Annotated in this window: 18 protein-coding genes; 4 read left to right on the top strand and 14 right to left on the bottom strand. The window is 59.4% G+C overall.

What is annotated here, in order from left to right:
* Positions 1-29: 29 nt before the first annotated feature.
* Entirely contained in the window at positions 30-908 is an 879-nt protein-coding gene (locus AC6CIA_RS01995) for an alpha/beta fold hydrolase (protein WP_498310386.1), read from the bottom strand.
* A 185-nt stretch (positions 909-1093) separates the two neighbouring features.
* Between AC6CIA_RS01995 and AC6CIA_RS01990 the strand changes: the two genes are divergently transcribed.
* Positions 1094-1687, top strand: a complete 594-nt coding sequence (locus AC6CIA_RS01990; RefSeq protein WP_498310385.1) for a CGNR zinc finger domain-containing protein — start codon at positions 1094-1096, stop codon at positions 1685-1687.
* Here AC6CIA_RS01990 and ada read toward each other — a convergent pair.
* The 5 genes from ada to AC6CIA_RS01965 form a co-directional block, all read right to left on the bottom strand.
* Positions 1676-2758: a bifunctional DNA-binding transcriptional regulator/O6-methylguanine-DNA methyltransferase Ada gene (ada, locus tag AC6CIA_RS01985; protein WP_498310384.1), complete on the bottom strand. Its 1083-nt coding sequence runs from the start codon at positions 2756-2758 to the stop codon at positions 1676-1678. The two genes, AC6CIA_RS01990 and ada, sit on opposite strands and share 12 nt — an antisense overlap.
* 77 nt (positions 2759-2835) lie before the next feature.
* Positions 2836-3501, bottom strand: a complete 666-nt coding sequence (alkB, locus tag AC6CIA_RS01980) for a DNA oxidative demethylase AlkB (protein WP_498310425.1) — start codon at positions 3499-3501, stop codon at positions 2836-2838.
* A gap of 4 nt (positions 3502-3505) precedes the next feature.
* Entirely contained in the window at positions 3506-4234 is a 729-nt protein-coding gene (locus AC6CIA_RS01975; protein WP_498310383.1) for a 2OG-Fe(II) oxygenase, read from the bottom strand.
* A gap of 80 nt (positions 4235-4314) precedes the next feature.
* Entirely contained in the window at positions 4315-4482 is a 168-nt protein-coding gene (locus AC6CIA_RS01970; protein WP_339532968.1) for a hypothetical protein, read from the bottom strand.
* A 26-nt stretch (positions 4483-4508) separates the two neighbouring features.
* A complete protein-coding gene (locus AC6CIA_RS01965; RefSeq protein ID WP_339532967.1) occupies positions 4509-4811 on the bottom strand; it encodes a DUF1883 domain-containing protein in 303 nt (100 codons plus the stop codon).
* A 212-nt stretch (positions 4812-5023) separates the two neighbouring features.
* Here AC6CIA_RS01965 and AC6CIA_RS01960 point away from each other — a divergent pair, with 212 nt between their 5' ends.
* Complete coding sequence (locus AC6CIA_RS01960; protein WP_339532966.1) at positions 5024-5374, top strand: hypothetical protein; 351 nt, start codon at positions 5024-5026, stop codon at positions 5372-5374.
* 173 nt (positions 5375-5547) lie between these two features.
* A complete protein-coding gene (locus AC6CIA_RS01955) occupies positions 5548-5778 on the top strand; it encodes a hypothetical protein (protein WP_339532965.1) in 231 nt (76 codons plus the stop codon).
* A gap of 9 nt (positions 5779-5787) precedes the next feature.
* Here the strand turns inward: AC6CIA_RS01955 and AC6CIA_RS01950 are convergent, their stop codons facing one another.
* Positions 5788-6069 (bottom strand): hypothetical protein, encoded by a 282-nt coding sequence (locus AC6CIA_RS01950; protein WP_339532964.1) that lies wholly within the window; start codon positions 6067-6069, stop codon positions 5788-5790.
* Positions 6070-6219: 150 nt separating this feature from the next.
* Positions 6220-6402, bottom strand: coding sequence for a hypothetical protein (locus AC6CIA_RS01945; RefSeq protein WP_084381174.1), 183 nt, complete (start codon positions 6400-6402; stop codon positions 6220-6222).
* Between the two features lie 303 nt (positions 6403-6705).
* Between AC6CIA_RS01945 and galU the strand changes: the two genes are divergently transcribed.
* Positions 6706-7545, top strand: a complete 840-nt coding sequence (galU, locus tag AC6CIA_RS01940; protein ID WP_084381173.1) for a UTP--glucose-1-phosphate uridylyltransferase GalU — start codon at positions 6706-6708, stop codon at positions 7543-7545.
* Positions 7546-7794: 249 nt separating this feature from the next.
* Here the strand turns inward: galU and AC6CIA_RS01935 are convergent, their stop codons facing one another.
* The 6 genes from AC6CIA_RS01935 to tssF form a co-directional block, all read right to left on the bottom strand.
* Positions 7795-8307, bottom strand: coding sequence for an Hcp family type VI secretion system effector (locus AC6CIA_RS01935; protein WP_339532963.1), 513 nt, complete (start codon positions 8305-8307; stop codon positions 7795-7797).
* 105 nt (positions 8308-8412) lie between these two features.
* A complete protein-coding gene (gene icmH, locus AC6CIA_RS01930) occupies positions 8413-9219 on the bottom strand; it encodes a type IVB secretion system protein IcmH/DotU (RefSeq protein ID WP_498310382.1) in 807 nt (268 codons plus the stop codon).
* Positions 9212-10558, bottom strand: coding sequence for a type VI secretion system baseplate subunit TssK (gene tssK / locus AC6CIA_RS01925; protein WP_498310381.1), 1347 nt, complete (start codon positions 10556-10558; stop codon positions 9212-9214). The genes icmH and tssK overlap by 8 nt, the downstream gene beginning before the upstream one ends.
* 37 nt (positions 10559-10595) lie before the next feature.
* Positions 10596-11972, bottom strand: coding sequence for a type VI secretion system lipoprotein TssJ (tssJ, locus tag AC6CIA_RS01920; RefSeq protein WP_498310380.1), 1377 nt, complete (start codon positions 11970-11972; stop codon positions 10596-10598).
* The gene (tssG, locus tag AC6CIA_RS01915) at positions 11969-12991 is read right to left on the bottom strand and encodes a type VI secretion system baseplate subunit TssG (protein ID WP_498310379.1); all 1023 of its coding nucleotides are present in this window, start codon (positions 12989-12991) and stop codon (positions 11969-11971) included. The genes tssJ and tssG overlap by 4 nt, the downstream gene beginning before the upstream one ends.
* The gene (gene tssF, locus AC6CIA_RS01910; RefSeq protein WP_498310378.1) at positions 12955-14721 is read right to left on the bottom strand and encodes a type VI secretion system baseplate subunit TssF; all 1767 of its coding nucleotides are present in this window, start codon (positions 14719-14721) and stop codon (positions 12955-12957) included. Before tssF ends, tssG begins: the two co-directional genes overlap by 37 nt.
* Positions 14722-14724 lie beyond the last annotated feature (3 nt).

Here is a 14724-nt window from a genome sequence, read left to right as displayed (position 1 = left end):
GCGTTTCATGCCGGGTTCCTTGGCCAGTCTCAGTCAATGGCGTGTCCCAGCACCGCATGGATTCGTTGGGCAATATGCGCGGCATGGGTTTCCAGGGCGAAATGCCCGGTGTCGAGTAATTCCACCACCGCCTCAGGGTTGTCGACCTTGTAAGCGTGAGCGCCGGGGGGAATGAAAAATGGATCATTGCGCCCCCAGATCACCAGCGTCGGCAGTTGTGTGGCTCGGAAAAAGGCCTGGAAAGCCGGGTACAACGTCAGGTTGTTGCGGTAATCGAGGAACAGGTCGAGCTGGATCTCGTCATTGCCGGGGCGCTGCATCAGCAGCGTGTCGAGCATATAGGACTCAGGTGCGACCAGCTCCGGCTGAGCCACCCCATGCAGGTACTGATCGCGGGTGCCTTCCAGGCTGACCACCGCATGACGGATCACCTCCCGATTGGCTGGGCTCGGATCGGCCCAGTAGGTGCGGATCGGCGCCCACGCATCGCCCAGCCCTTGCAGGTAAGCGTTGCCATTTTGCGACACCAGCGCGCTGACCCGCTGCGGATGGGCCACCGCCAGGCGCAGGCCCACCGGCGCACCGTAGTCGAATACGTACAGGGCATAGCGACTGAGCTCAAGCACATCAACGAAGTGGCCGACGGTGGTGGCCAGATTGTCGAAGCTGTAGTGGTACTCGCGTTCGGCGGGCACTTCGGTAAAGCCAAACCCCGGCAGATCCGGCGCGATCACGCGGTAGCGGGTGGCGAGCAGCGGGATCAGGTCGCGGTACATATGGGAGGAACTGGGGAAACCGTGCAGCAGCAATATGACCGGTGCCGAAGGATCACCGGCTTCGCGATAGAACACGCGTACGCCATCGGCGTCGACATGACGGTAGTGGATTACGGGGGTTGAGAGCGACATGACTGCGTTCCTTATGTAACTGTTTAAAGATATTTAATGGGTTACCAGGTAAGCAGGCTGCGCCGAAATCTGTAACCTGTCAAATCAATTTATTTGGTTACTGTGTTGGCGTGTATTTCTGATTCTGTAACTACACAAATAGTTGAATAGCAGTTACTCTCGTGAGGTGTTCAAGAGGACCTGCCATGACCGTCATCCCCCCAACCGATTCGCCGCTGGAACCTTACGTGCTGGCGGATGAGCCCGTGCTGGACCTGCTAAATACCCGCGCCAATGTTGACGGAGTGCCACGGGACTTCTGGCAGACGGATGCCGATGTCGAGCGTTGGCTGGTGCGTCTGGGATGGGCTGGGGAGGGCGGCTTGCCGGTGTTTGAGAAGGGGGCTTTGCTGCATGTCGCCCGGGGATTGCGCGAGGTGGTCCGGGAGGTACTGGAACAGCGCAAGGTGGGTCAGCAAGGGGATCCGAGCGCGCTCAACGGTTTTTTGCGCAAGGCTGTCAGCCATCCGCTACTGGTATGGCCCGCGCCGGGTGAGGTGCGCCTGGAGCGCCAGCGCAAGCTGCAAACCCCCGAACAGTTTCTTGCACCGCTTGCCGAGGCCGCGGCGGTCCTGCTGGTCGAGGGCGATTTCGGCTTGATCCGCACCTGCGAACATCCTGAGTGCGTGTTGTGGTTCTACGACCGTACCAAGGGCCACAAGCGCCGCTGGTGCAGCATGGCGCTGTGTGGCAATCGGCATAAGGTGGCGCAGTTTCGTCTGCGCAAGTTACAAGGATAAAGGGCTTCTGTCAGGCGTGGCGCCTTCGCGCTCCAGCAACTGACGCTTGCGCTCCACGCCCCAACGGTACCCTGACAGATTGCCATCGCTGCGTACTACCCGATGACAAGGAATCGCTACCGCCAGCCGGTTGGCCCCGCACGCTTGGGCCACCGCGCGACAAGCGCTTGGCGCACCGATTTGCCTGGCAATCTCGGCGTAACTGGCGGTGCCGCCGGGGGGAATGTTGCGCAAGGCTTGCCAGACCCGTTCTTGAAATGCTGTGCCGCGCACATCCAGGGGCAGGTCCAGGCCCAGGGCTGGCGCTTCGACAAAACCGACGACCTGGGCGATCAATTGCTCGAAGCCGTGATCGGCACCGATGAGATTCGCCCGCGGAAACTGGTCCTGCAGGTCACGCACCAGTTTCTCTGGATCGTCCCCCAGCAGAATCGCGCATACGCCCCGATTGCTTTGCGCCACCAGAATTGCACCGAGGGAGCACTGGCCGACCGCAAAGCGAATATCACTGTTGGTACCGCCGGCCTTGTAATCACCGGGCTTCATCCCGAGTAACTGATCGGCGTTCTCGTAGAATCGGCTGTTGGAATTGAACCCGGCGTCATAGAGCGCATCCGTTACCGAATGACTGTCCTTAAGCCCGTCACGCACCTTGCGTGAGCGATGGGCGTTGGCATAGCCCTTGGGCGTCAGGCCGGTGACGGCCTTGAATATCCGATGAAAATAAAACGGACTCAGGCCGGCGAGGTCGGCCAGGGCCTCGAGGCTGGGCAGGTTTTCGGCGTGTTCGATGTGCCGGCAGGCTGTGGCGACGATGTGGGCATGGCGCTGCGCGACTTGGTTTTGATCCCCTGATGCGCGTTTGCTGGCACGGTATCCGGCGACCTCGGCGTGATGCGCGGTGTCGAAGAACTCGACGTTTTCCGGACGTGGCAGGCGCGCGGCACTCCCGGGGCGACAATAGACACCGGTGGTTTTTACGCCGTAGACGAACTGCAGATCGGCCTTGGGGTCGCGGGCAACGATAGCGGCCCAGCGTGGGTCTTGTTCAGTGGGGTGGCGCGTCGTCATGGTTGCTTACTCCGGGGCGAACATGACCAGATTAGCCTGGCGGCTGATGCGCGGCACTCCGATGCTTGCGGTCAAATTCACCCGGCCATGCGAAAGGTCAGATTGATGCGCTGCGGGCCCATTTGCGGGTGCACTCCTTCCTTTATGGGGAGCACGCCATGAAAGCGCAAGCGGTCCACGCCGCCCCAGACCACTACATCGCCATGGAGCAGCGAGATTTTTTGCGTCTTGTCACTGCGCAGTTGGCCGCCAAACAGAAATACCGCCGGCAATCCAAGGGAAACCGAGACCACCGGTGCGGCATAGTCGCGTTCGTTCTTGTCCTGATGCAGAGACATTTTCGCGCCTGGCACATAGCGGTTGATCAGGCACGTGTCCGGCTCGAAAAGGGCGAACCCCGCTTCAGCCGCCGCGGCTACCGCCAGTTGACGCATGCTATCGGGCAGCGCGGGCCAGGGTTGCTGGCTGTCGGGGTCGAGGGGTGTGTAGCGGTAACCGGTGCGATTCGTGCTCCAGCCCAGTTCGCCGCAACTGCTCAATGCCGCCGACATGGTAAAGCCGCCCGGGGTAACCATCTTTCTAAACGGAGATTGCGCCAGCACGTGGCGTAACTCTGGCAACAAGCGCTCGACCCAGGGCAGGGCGTAGCCCCTGAGGACATGGGACTGCTCGCCCACCTGTTCGCTGCCCGCCGGTTGCTGCAAGGCGTCTTCGGCGAACAGGTCGGCGGTGGGTCCGGGAATCGGCTTACTGCGCATCGTGAAAAATCACTCCCAAGGTATGACGTTTGCCACTGTGCAGAACACTGACCCCGTGGCGCAAGCTCACCCGATAAAATCCTCGCGAACCGGGCATGGGCCGCTGGTTGACCGCAAAGATCACCGCGTCACCTCGATTCAAGGGCACCACCTGGACCCGAGATTGCATCCTTGGGCGCTGTTCGGTGAGTACCAGTTCGCCGCCGCTGAAGTCCTCGCCCGGCTGCGATAAAAGGATTGCGACCTGAAGGGGGAAGACATGTTCACCGTAAAGATCCTGGTGTAAGCAGTTGTAGTCTCCGGGGCCATATTGCAAGAGCAACGGGGTAGGGCGGTGCTGGCCGGCGGCGTGGCATCGCGCGATAAAGTCGGCATGCGTGGGCGGGTAGGTGACCGGCAGCTTCATCTGATCGTTCCAGCGATTGGCCTGCGACACCAGGTACGGATAAATGTGTTCGCGCAGTTCACTGACCAGGGCGGGCAGCGGGTAACGCCAGTATTTGTACTCGCCCCGGCCAAAGCCATGCCTGGCCATCACCACATGGGAACGAAACAGTTCCTGTCGCGGGTAATAGCTGCTCAGTTCGGCGCATTCGCGGGCATCCAGCAGACCAGTCATCAGCGCATGGCCCTGTTGATCGAGCGCCTGCTCGATAGCGCGCCAGTCCTGGGTGGCCAGGCGCTCGGTCGGTGAGGCGTGTACGGATGAAGTGAGCATTGGCGAGTTCCTGCAGCAACGGGGAAAGCTGCAGTCTAGAAAGTCGCCAAGGGAGTGGCACTCCGATGCTTGCGCTCGAATTACAACGCCTTGCTCACGTTGATCTCAGTGATTTCATCATTGGCATCGTGAATTTTTGCCAGGGCTTGCTTGGCCTCTTCGACGCTGGCCGCTTGCAACTGAGCGAATTCGAAACGGCGTTCGCCGTTGAGTTTGTACTTGATGACGTATTTGGTGGTTTGAGTCACGGTATTTCCTGTCGGTTGCGGGGGGATCAGCTCAGCTTGGAGTGGGTGCGGCGAACGATGCGGATCTTGTGAGACAAGGTCGGCTTGCGGGTGACGCTGATGGCTCGACGGGTGACAACGTCGAGGGTGATGTTCCAGAATCCGGTACTGGGCGCGGTGATCTTGGCCGGGAATTTTTCGAACGCGCCACCATGATAGGTATGGCGACCACCATTTTTGAAACTGCGGAAATTCGCATCGCTCATCAGACGAATATTACAAGTTTGCGAGCATTCGATGACGACAATGTCCCCTTCGTTCAGGTGTTCGCGCTGGTGAATGAATTTCATGGGAGTCTCTCCAGAAGGGCTTTTTCTGAAAAATCAGAACGATACGTAGGTTAAGATGGAGTTTATCAGTCCCGGCGCGTTTATTATCGGGTCGTCGTCGGCGTCTTCGACAATTTAAAACAGTTATTTCTCGAGTTATCAGGGATAAATCCTGCACGGGTGGGAGAAAAATACCTTCCCCGCTGTCGTAGGGTCTTTAACGGAGGTTTTGTATGAAGTGGAGTGTATTGGTTCTGGCCCTGGCAGTAAGTGGATGTGCTTCGGTGGCAGACATCAAACAGACACCGCCAACGCTGGCGGTCATCTCCGGGAAAAAGCCGCAGGAATACGCGGCGTGTGTTGTCCAAAAGCTTTCGTCGACCCGCCGACCGTCGCAGATCGAGCCCCAGAAGGAAGGGGTCCGGGTGATCGTGCCACAAAAGTTTTCCGCCGACCCATCTGCTATTTTCGAGATCGAAAACCGTTCAAGCGGCAGCAGCATCAAGCTTTATGAAAGCATGTCCAACGTCCCGATTCGTCCAGGCGACGTGAAAAAAGCCGGGGAAGAGTGCATTTCCGGCTGAGCCCACGGAACCGCTGATACACCCTCCACCCCGATCAAGAAACCTGGTCTGCGTTGCAGCGCCAGGTTTTTCTGCCTGAAACACCATAAGGCATCCGGTAAACTATGTTCTACCCACAACAAATGCCGCTGAAACCGAGGGTTTCAGCGGCATTGTCATTTTGGAAATCAGTCATGAAGCGCGAACGCGTCAGAGAGCGGCATGCAGGGGGACATATCTCTGCCACCCATGTGATTCAAAATCCGGCCAATTCCGGGGAGTGGATCGTGTTTTTCAAGAAGAGTGCCGGGCGCAGCTTCTTTCTGGTGGATGAGCAGGATGAAGTCGAATCCTTCCAGCGCCTCGACGACGTGATCGACACTCTTCGTGGTCTCGGCATCAAGTTTGCCGAGATCCACATGTAATCGGCCACGTTACTTGCAGACCACCACGACACTGCGGCCTTTGAAGTTGCCAACGTCTGCGCCCAATGTCTTGTCGCTTTCCTTCAGCGCCGGTGTGCCTTCGGTGCCGACGATCCGGTAGCCCGTGCCTGCGCAAGACGCATCGGCTTTCTCGTAGCAACTGGCCCAGGAATTGGCCTCGCCCGAGCAATCAATCGTGAGACCTTGCTCGCCGTTTTCCAGGTAGGTGTCAGAGGTGGTGGTGCAGCCGGAGAGTGCCAGTACCGCAATCAGTGCCAGAATCTTGTTCATAGGTAGGGTCGTCGTTGAGAGGTGTTGAGGAAGCGCTGACACTGTCGTGGGGCGGTTTCGGGAAGATTATAGCGAACGGCCATCAAGGTACAGACAAACACAAAAAAGCCCCGTTCACCGTGTGCGGGCGAACGGGGCGTTCAGTCCGGTCTAGCGCTTGGTTTTTTTCTGTGCGTGCCCGGTTTCATCTACAAATACTTCGGCCACGGCAATCGCCTCGCGCTCGGTGGCGAATGTGCCGGCAACGCTTTCGCCGTGGAAATTGATCAGGCTCCACCGGCCATCCGCCTGCTGTTTGATCAGGTACCCGTTAACGCCTTTTGGTTCCGACATCTATTTGTCTCATTGTCTGGTTCAAGTGCGTAATGATAGCGGCAAATCCAGTCCGGCAGCGCAAGTTGTTGCAGGTCAGTGCCGAGGGCCATAAAGCATGTTAAAAAGGACACGGCCTTGCAAATCAAGGTGGGTGCGTGTTTCAGCCAGCGTTTGGAACGCTTGTTTGAATGCAAGTGGAACTAACCGCGACATTTTTTCTCTATGTTGACATCGCAACGCCAGCAGGAGCCATTGTAAGGTGACTGCGGCCTGATTAGACTGCGCCGAATTTCGTACGCACAGCCCTTATTAAGGACTTATATGATCAAGAAATGCTTGTTCCCAGCAGCCGGTTACGGTACTCGCTTCCTGCCAGCGACTAAAGCCATGCCCAAAGAGATGCTGCCGGTGGTAAACAAGCCACTGATCCAGTACGGCGTCGAAGAAGCACTGGACGCCGGCCTGAACGAAATCTCCATCGTGACCGGACGTGGCAAGCGCGCGCTGGAAGACCACTTCGACATCAGCTATGAGCTGGAAAACCAGATCAAGGGCACCGACAAGGAAAAGTACCTGGTCGGTATCCGCAAGCTGCTTGACGAATGCTCGTTCTCCTACACTCGCCAGACCCAAATGAAGGGCCTTGGTCACGCAATCCTGACCGGTCGCCCGCTGATTGGTGACGAGCCTTTCGCAGTGGTGCTGGCGGATGACTTGTGCGTCAACCTGGAAGGCGACGGTGTATTGACCCAGATGGTCAAGCTTTACCAGAAGTACCGTTGCACGATTGTTGCGGTTCAAGAGGTCGATCCTCAGGAAACCAACAAGTACGGCGTGATCGCTGGTGACGACATCGGTGATGGCCTGATTCGCGTGCGCGACATGGTTGAGAAACCGGCGCCGGAAGATGCACCGTCGAACCTCGCGATCATTGGTCGCTATATCCTGACCCCGGACATCTTCAAGCTGATCGAAGAAACCGAGCCAGGCAAGGGTGGCGAAATCCAGATCACTGACGCCCTGATGAAACAAGCCAAAGACGGCTGCGTCATTGCCTACAAATTCAAAGGCCGTCGTTTCGACTGCGGTGGCGCCGAGGGCTACATCGAGGCAACCAACTTCTGCTACGAACACTTCTACAAGACGGGCAAGGCCTACTGATTCAGGTTTGCCGCCAGCAATGAAAAGCCGCCTGCGCAGACTGGGTGACACCTAGCCCCGCGCGGGCGCTCAACGAAAATGCTCCGTATCGCAAGGTACGGAGCATTTTTCGTCATGGGCCTACATAGCCGACCTTGAACCGGCGATGAAGGCTCGCTGGGTGATAAGGCGCTCGCCGCGCAGCGGTTCGACGGTGTAGCGCAGATCGCTTTGGCGGGGCATGGGGGGCCTGCGGTTGATGTGGCTTGCTTAAGCCGGTTTACGCCAGTCATCCGAAGCTTCGGTACCGGCCACCACGTGGCTCCAACTCACCTTGCGGTAGGCCAGACTGGTCTTGATCAGTTGGGTGTAGTTGGCGTTGTCGCTGTGCTGGGCGTGGGGCAGTACCGTGTGGATCTCGACGACGGTGGCGTCTTCCAGCTTGGTGGTGAAGAAATGCTCCTGCTTGCCATCACCCGAGGTGCGGTACCACTTGACCTCGACGGTGGGCAACATTTCTCCTGAGGCCAGGGCTTGGTAGAGCAATGGCGAGGCCTTGCTCAGGGCACTGGTGAACTTCAACGGTTTATGCACCCGTTGCCCGGACGGTTGGCCACTTTGCGGGTCGGTAGGGGTGCCGATTTCGTGGTCTATTGCCTGGGCGAGGATTTCATCTTCATGGCCTTCCACATAAACGTTGCCCACTGAGTCGGCGGTGAAGGCGCCCTTGGTGATATGGCCCTGGTTTTTGCCGTGGATGCTGATATACGCGGGTGTTGGCATGACAAGCTCCTTGTCGCGATCGATTGAGCGACCCGTGGGGTCGTGGGTTATGACCGATAAGGCCATGGCTTTGCAGGTGTTCGAAATGAACACGCTGAAAATCGGTTACAGGTTGAGAATCCCTTCCAGGGAGACCAACACTTGCTGGGTAATGGCGTTCAGGCGCAGGGTGTAGATCGTGTAGACGGTCATTAACACGACGGTCGCCACGGCCCACGGCGTCCACCACGGCCACGCGCGCTTGATGCGGTAGTTGCGCGGCGCGACGTGGCTCAGCGGGTCGCTCAGGCGCTTGGGCGTTTCGCCACGCAGCGGACGCAACAGGCTGTGCAGGTGGTTGAGGATTTTCTGTATTTCGTCATCGCCCTTGACATGGGTGCCGTATTTGCCCTTGAGGCCGGAGATCAGGCACTGATACATGAACTCCAGCACATGCTGGTACCTGGCCGCTTCGGGGATCATGTTCGCCAGCACCGTGAAGAATTTTTCGCCGCCCCGGGTTTCTCCATGAAACTGGCTGAGCAATGAGCGTGCGCTCCAACTGGAGAGCCTGCCCCACGAGGTACTCATGACCACCTCGTCCAGCAACAGGCACAGGCTGTAGGAGTAAGCCTTGAGCGTGCCGGCGTCGTAATCGAGCTGGCTGACTTCTCCCATCACCGTGATGATCTGGTTGCTGACACTTTGGTACAGCGCAGGCACATCGTCGTGTCGGTCCAGGTGGCGCAGACGGATCACCAGGCCGATCAGGGGCGTGGCGGCATCGCACAGGGGATTCCAGGCCAGGCCGCGCATTTCGAACTCTGGATCGGCCAGGTCGGTGTGGTGGGTGACGTAGCGCGTTGCACTGTCATCGTCGATGGCGCCGCAGGCCTCCTCGTGACGCCATGAGTCCGTTGTGGCCTTAGTCATCTTTCTCACTCCTGATTGCCCAGAACTGCAATTCCAAGTCCGGAAACTCCCCCGCGATATGGAAACCAAACCCGCTGCCGCTGCTCAGGCTCTCCCAGGCGGGGTGATGACGGTCGAGCTCGAAGTAACTGAAGCCGGCATGGAACGGCAGATGCCGCGGCGCCACCGGCAGCGGCATCAGCGCAATGCCTGGCAGTTGCAGGCTGACCAGTTGCTCGAGGGTCTCGGTGGAGCTGATCTTGATCTGCTTGGGCAATTGCTGGCGCAGCGTTTCCAGCGGCAGATCGGCCCGCACGGCAAGGATGAATTCGGCGTTGTCCAGCAGGCGTTTGTCGTGCAATGTCGCGGTCCGCACGCCGTATTGCTGGACTTCGATGGGCAGCGAAACCGCACGTGGTTGCAGTACGGTTCCGAGGACACGGCGCAGGGTATGTTCCAAGGTCAGGAACGACCCGCGCAGATTGTCGTGTTGGTAGGCCGGGTATTCCTGGGGCAGGTGCCCTTCATCGGTGAAGGTCACCAGTTCGCCGCAGGCCTGGGCCAGCGCGATGTACAGCCGCTCCGGGTGGACCTGGCGTTGACGAGCCAGGTGCTGGAACAGCGGGAACAAACGGTTGAGAGTCTGCAGCAGGTTGAAATCAGTGACATCCGCTATCCCCGATTGCCCCGGCGAACTGATACGCTGGGCCAGGTTTTTGGCCCGCTCTCGTATCAGCCCAGCCACTTCGCCCAAGTAGCGATGCAGCGCCGGTACGGCTTGCAAGGACAGGCTGGTGGGATAGAAGTGCTCGTCCATTACCAGGCTCCCATCCGGACGTTTGTCTTTGATTCGTCCTATGGCGATACCGGTAAAGGCACTGCGGTCGCTGCGTTCGAGCATCAGTTGCAGGTTGGGCACCGCCAGGTCCATGCCGACCTGATCGCCGTCATCGCTGTGGGTATCGCGTATTTCTTCGCGTCGAGCGATGTAGCGGCTGTTGCCATACTGGTCGGGCCACCGCACTTCGAGGGCGCCGTTGGCGCTGAGCGGCAGGGCCAGATAAACAATCTGGTTGACCGCGCTGCTGTCGGCGATCTCCAGCGGGGCGGGGGGCGCCAGGTCGCGGGGGATATCGAAGACACTGCCATCGGGCATGATCCCGCGCGCCTGGGTGATGGCGACCTTGCCAAAGCTCAGGTATTCGTTGTTCAACTCCAGCTCGCTAAAGCCGTAGAGAGCCTCGTTAAGACTGCGCAGGCGCTGATGCGTGGCTGCCTCGGCGGCGCGAGCCTGTTGCTGGAAGTGCTGGGGTTTGACGAACAAACCTTCATGCCAGATGACGGGGTTGCGTGAACTCATCGGTAATTACTCTGCGCAAAAGCGGCTGGAAATGAAGTCATCGGGTTTCCCCTTTGAGACTGACCTGCGAGGCCTCCAACTGCACCAGCACCGCGTACTGCCGACCCTTGGGTTCGACCCGCAGACGCTGCTTCCACTGGGTGACATCGGCGCTGTGGTAGTTGGCGATCACTGCGATAAAGCGGGTGTCTTCGTCCAGGGCGCGCAGGTCGACGAACTTGAATTGGCCAGGGTTAAGCAGATAGTCGTCGGCGCGGATAAAGGTGCTGCCCAAGGTCTTTTCCAGATCTTCGGCTATGGCTTGCGGACTGGCGTTGGCCAGCAGCGAGTCGTCGCTCAACTGCATGACCTTGAAGGCGATAGGCGTGGCGATGTGCTGCAGCCTCGAGTTGCCCAGGGGCGTGGTCAGGCTGACTCCCTGAACGTCGTAGTCGCCCAGCAGCGCCTCTTCGATGGGGGACATCGGCAACACGGGTGCCGGTTCCAAGGTCGGTGACGATTGGGCCGGTAGGGTTTGGTAAAGGTGATCGAGCAGGGTTTGAATTTTCTCCGTCAGTGCCTGTGGGTTGATGGCCTGGACGTTGAGGTTGTAGGGCGAGCGGCTCGGGTCCTCATCCGTATCTGGTGCGGAGCCGGTACTGATCAGGCGCTGGTTGACGTCGTCGCTGGCATGCAGGCTCAGGGAGTAGCGGCTGAGCTGATCGTCGGGTCCGCCGACCGGGGTTGACGGATCCCGGATCACCTGACCGATCTTGCCAAGCAGGGTGCAGCCGCCCAGGGCGAGGAGGGCGAACAACAGGGTGCCCAGGCGCAGGTTGCTGAACAGCCTGGCAGGGCCGGAGCGATTGGGCACTCGCGTGTGTGCGTCAGGCACCGGCTTTGGCGATGGCGCTGCGTCCAATGCCCGCAGCGGATCCCCTTGCTCCGCCAAATCCATGGGTTGGCAAAGGCGTTCGAACTCAGGGCAAACGGCCGGTCGCGGATTCGTCAGGGGCAGGCTCGGCAGGTCTTCCAAGTACCACGCTTGCATGCTCTCGGGGCGCTCGGTGAGCAGTTCCTCGAGCGTGCAATGACGTGGGTCGTACTCGCCAAGCGCGTGTCCGTGCAAATGCACCGTGACCTGATAGGCGCCAATGCGCAGAAGATCACCTTCGTTCAGGCGCCCCGTTACATGGCGTCCCAAGGGTAAGTCATGGCCATTGACGTAGGTGTTGCCACAGCGGTCGGTCACGCAGAAGTGCCCTTCGACGATGCGGATGTCGCAATGGTTGGGCTGTACGCTGTTGTGGCGGTCCTCCAGGCGCCAGTCAGCGGTGACACTGCCGATGCTGCCGCCCTGTGGGCCGAAGCGATGACTGGGCAGGTAGCCATGCAGTAACTGTGCGGGGTTGCCGATTATCAAGGTCAGGTTCATGCGCGCCCTCGAATCCGCACCACGGCGGGATGAGGTTGTTCCTGACGTTCGATAAAACTGGTCCAACCCAGATGGGTACCGTTGTTGCGTTGGAGGTTGAAAGGGGGAACGTCCTCTTCTCGCAGTCCCAACTCCAGATCGTAGGCGGTAGCGTCGCGCAGCAGGAAGTCCATCAATTGACGCAATCGCCCGAATTGCTCGCCGCTGGGTAAAAACTGCCGAAAGCGCAATTGGGTCAGGTGGGGAACCACCAGCGTGAACTTGCTGGCGCGGGTTTTGCTACGCTCGCCCACTACAAAGTCGCTGCCCAGCGTGCCGTTGGCCTTGCCCAATAGCAGACGCTGACGCTGCGGCAAACTCACCGAACGCGCCTCGAACTCGCGAATGTGCACGCCCTGCAGATCGAAGCAATGCTCGACGATGCCGGACACCACCGACGGCGAGCGGCTGCGACTGGCGATCAAGCCGGCAAAGCTCAGCAGGCGGCCCCAGGGTAACGGCGTTGATCCGCGCAAGTCGTTGTCGTTCAACCCGATCAGGGAGAATACATAGCGCGAAAAGCGGTCGCTTGCCTCTGCCTGAAAGCGAATGTAGTAGCGGTATTTACGCCAGCTATGGTGCAGCAGGGTCAGCAGGCGATGATTGAAAAAGTCCATGAAGGCCGGGCGAATGCCGCGCTCCTGCGCCTGTTCGTAGGCCAGGCGGTCCAGGTAATAGCCGGGCAGCGGCGAGTCGCTGCCATGCAGGCCAAAGAAGCTGGTCTGCAGGCGATAGCGTACTTCTTCGTGTTCCTCCTCCAGGCGCGTGGCCCGAACCACGTCCGAGGACGGAAAGCCCAGCCCCGCGTGACTTTGCAGGCGCACTCGACGGCGCGCCGTCGAACTTAATGGCTGAGCTTCCAGGTCATCGCCGTGCAGGGCATGCAGATGCTCCAGCAAACGGTGAAACGAATAGTTTCGCGCGTCGGCCAGCAGCCGGTCGGCTAGATCACGGGTTGTCTGCCGGTCAACAGTGGCCATTCGTAGTGCTCGTTGTTAGTGGTATTGATCACTTCCAGGCGATGGAAGGAGTTGATGCTCGCGTACAGGGCGAAGAAGTGCGAAAGCACACTGGCAAACAGGTACAGCTCGCCTTCGCAAAGAAAAGCGTTCTGGTCCAGTCGCAAGCGGGTGTGTAAGCCGCGTACCGGCAGGCCCTTCATCAGCCAGTCGATCGGGGTGGTGACGGCTTCATGGATCCCGTTCAAGCGTTTGCGCGTGGCGCGAGCCTGTTGCAGGTCGTGCAAGGCCGCGAAGTCATAAGCGCGGATTACCGCCTTGAGCGGCTCGGCCGACAACAACGACAGGTAGTTCAGCGACAGGTTGGAAATCAGCGTCCAGTGCAGGCTGCTGTCCAACACCGGCCGATAAGCGCGAGTCGGTGCAGTCAGGTTGGTGTAACTGGCGAACGATGGCGTGACTTCGGTGGACAGCGACACATCGCCCACCCCCAGCAACTGCGGGAGGTCACCGTTGCTGCAGGTCAACTCAATGGATGCGGCTTCATGTTCCCCGATGTACTGACTTTCATCACCACGCACGAACGCGATGCGATGGCGCAAGCCTTCACGGCCGTGGGAATCCTCGATATGCGTACGGAAATACAGTGCCGTGCGGCCCCGCGCATGTTCGATCTCATGCTGGAACGACTCGAACGGGGTAAAGCGCCGCAACGGATCGCCCGTGTGCTCCTTGTCGGCGGCGTCCCAGCCGGCCACCTGGTCGACACTGAAAATCTCATAGGCTTCGGGGTGGTTGCCGCTGGGGCTGATACGCCGTTCCAGGCTGCGCCCGTCCAGCGCGATAGGGTTGGCATCGTGCCTGAACAGGTTGACCGCGGGTGCGCAATACAGATGCAGGTCGCGGGTGCGCAGGCGGATATCGGGCGGCATGGGCCGGGTGAACTGAAATTCGAAATGCAAGGTTGTGGCGCTGACGTCCGGCCAGCGCTGGGCCAGGCGCGTGAGGCTGAAAAAGTGAAAACGCTGCGGGAACACAAAGTACTCCTGCAGGATCCGGTAGCCATCGAACACATTGCGCGGATAAGGCAGCAACGCTTCCTCGGGAGTGAACCCGGGAAAGCCGATATCCTTGGCCGACAAGCGATAGCGTTGGTCATTGATGTGCAGCGTTATGCTGTCCAGGTAATGGGCGATCCACAGGTACAAGGTCAGTGCGGTGGCGTTGTCACCGCCCAGGTGAAAGTCCAGCTGATCGCAGGCCATGCTGGTGAGCGGTTGATCCGTCAACACCTTGAGGTCGATGCGCATCACTGACGCCTCGCGGCTGTGTGCGTCGCTGACAGCCTGCAAGGCCAACGGATACAGACTGACGTCAGTGCAGGTGCGAAACTGGCAGGAAACGCCATTGACCGGTTTGGCAAACAGCGACGTGCCCCTGGGGATCAGCTGTCGCTGAGTGATGGCATCCGGTCGCGGTTCAAAGCGGATGATGGTCGAACTGGGCAGGGGCCGCAGGTAATTGGGCCAAAGCATCTGCAACAGCGGATGAGTCAGCTCCGGCAAATCGTCATCGATCTTCAGCCCCAGCTTGGCAGTGAGGAAGGCGAAGCCTTCCAGCAACCGTTCCACATCCGGATCGCCTGCCTGATCACCGAGAAATTGCGCCAGCTGCGGGTTGTCCTCGGCGAACTCGCGGCCAAGCTCGCGCAGATAACGCAATTCCTCGGCAAAGCGTTGTTTTAAACCCATGGC

Source organism: Pseudomonas sp. GQ91, from assembly GCF_059758795.1.
Note: the sequence above shows the minus strand (reverse complement) of the source record. Positions and strands in the feature narration are given on the sequence as shown.

What these genes read in the sequence shown, in the direction of transcription:
- AC6CIA_RS01995 (WP_498310386.1), bottom strand. Translation starts at nt 908, where the DNA reads ATGTCGCTCTCAACCCCCGTAATCCACTACCGTCATGTCGACGCCGAT.
- AC6CIA_RS01990 (WP_498310385.1), top strand. Translation starts at nt 1,094, where the DNA reads ATGACCGTCATCCCCCCAACCGATTCGCCGCTGGAACCTTACGTGCTG.
- ada (WP_498310384.1), bottom strand. Translation starts at nt 2,758, where the DNA reads ATGACGACGCGCCACCCCACTGAACAAGACCCACGCTGGGCCGCTATC.
- AC6CIA_RS01975 (WP_498310383.1), bottom strand. Translation starts at nt 4,234, where the DNA reads ATGCTCACTTCATCCGTACACGCCTCACCGACCGAGCGCCTGGCCACC.
- AC6CIA_RS01965 (WP_339532967.1), bottom strand. Translation starts at nt 4,811, where the DNA reads ATGAAATTCATTCACCAGCGCGAACACCTGAACGAAGGGGACATTGTC.
- AC6CIA_RS01960 (WP_339532966.1), top strand. Translation starts at nt 5,024, where the DNA reads ATGAAGTGGAGTGTATTGGTTCTGGCCCTGGCAGTAAGTGGATGTGCT.
- AC6CIA_RS01955 (WP_339532965.1), top strand. Translation starts at nt 5,548, where the DNA reads ATGAAGCGCGAACGCGTCAGAGAGCGGCATGCAGGGGGACATATCTCT.
- AC6CIA_RS01950 (WP_339532964.1), bottom strand. Translation starts at nt 6,069, where the DNA reads ATGAACAAGATTCTGGCACTGATTGCGGTACTGGCACTCTCCGGCTGC.
- AC6CIA_RS01945 (WP_084381174.1), bottom strand. Translation starts at nt 6,402, where the DNA reads ATGTCGGAACCAAAAGGCGTTAACGGGTACCTGATCAAACAGCAGGCG.
- galU (WP_084381173.1), top strand. Translation starts at nt 6,706, where the DNA reads ATGATCAAGAAATGCTTGTTCCCAGCAGCCGGTTACGGTACTCGCTTC.
- AC6CIA_RS01935 (WP_339532963.1), bottom strand. Translation starts at nt 8,307, where the DNA reads ATGCCAACACCCGCGTATATCAGCATCCACGGCAAAAACCAGGGCCAT.
- icmH (WP_498310382.1), bottom strand. Translation starts at nt 9,219, where the DNA reads ATGACTAAGGCCACAACGGACTCATGGCGTCACGAGGAGGCCTGCGGC.
- tssK (WP_498310381.1), bottom strand. Translation starts at nt 10,558, where the DNA reads ATGAGTTCACGCAACCCCGTCATCTGGCATGAAGGTTTGTTCGTCAAA.
- tssJ (WP_498310380.1), bottom strand. Translation starts at nt 11,972, where the DNA reads ATGAACCTGACCTTGATAATCGGCAACCCCGCACAGTTACTGCATGGC.
- tssG (WP_498310379.1), bottom strand. Translation starts at nt 12,991, where the DNA reads ATGGCCACTGTTGACCGGCAGACAACCCGTGATCTAGCCGACCGGCTG.
- tssF (WP_498310378.1), bottom strand. Translation starts at nt 14,721, where the DNA reads ATGGGTTTAAAACAACGCTTTGCCGAGGAATTGCGTTATCTGCGCGAG.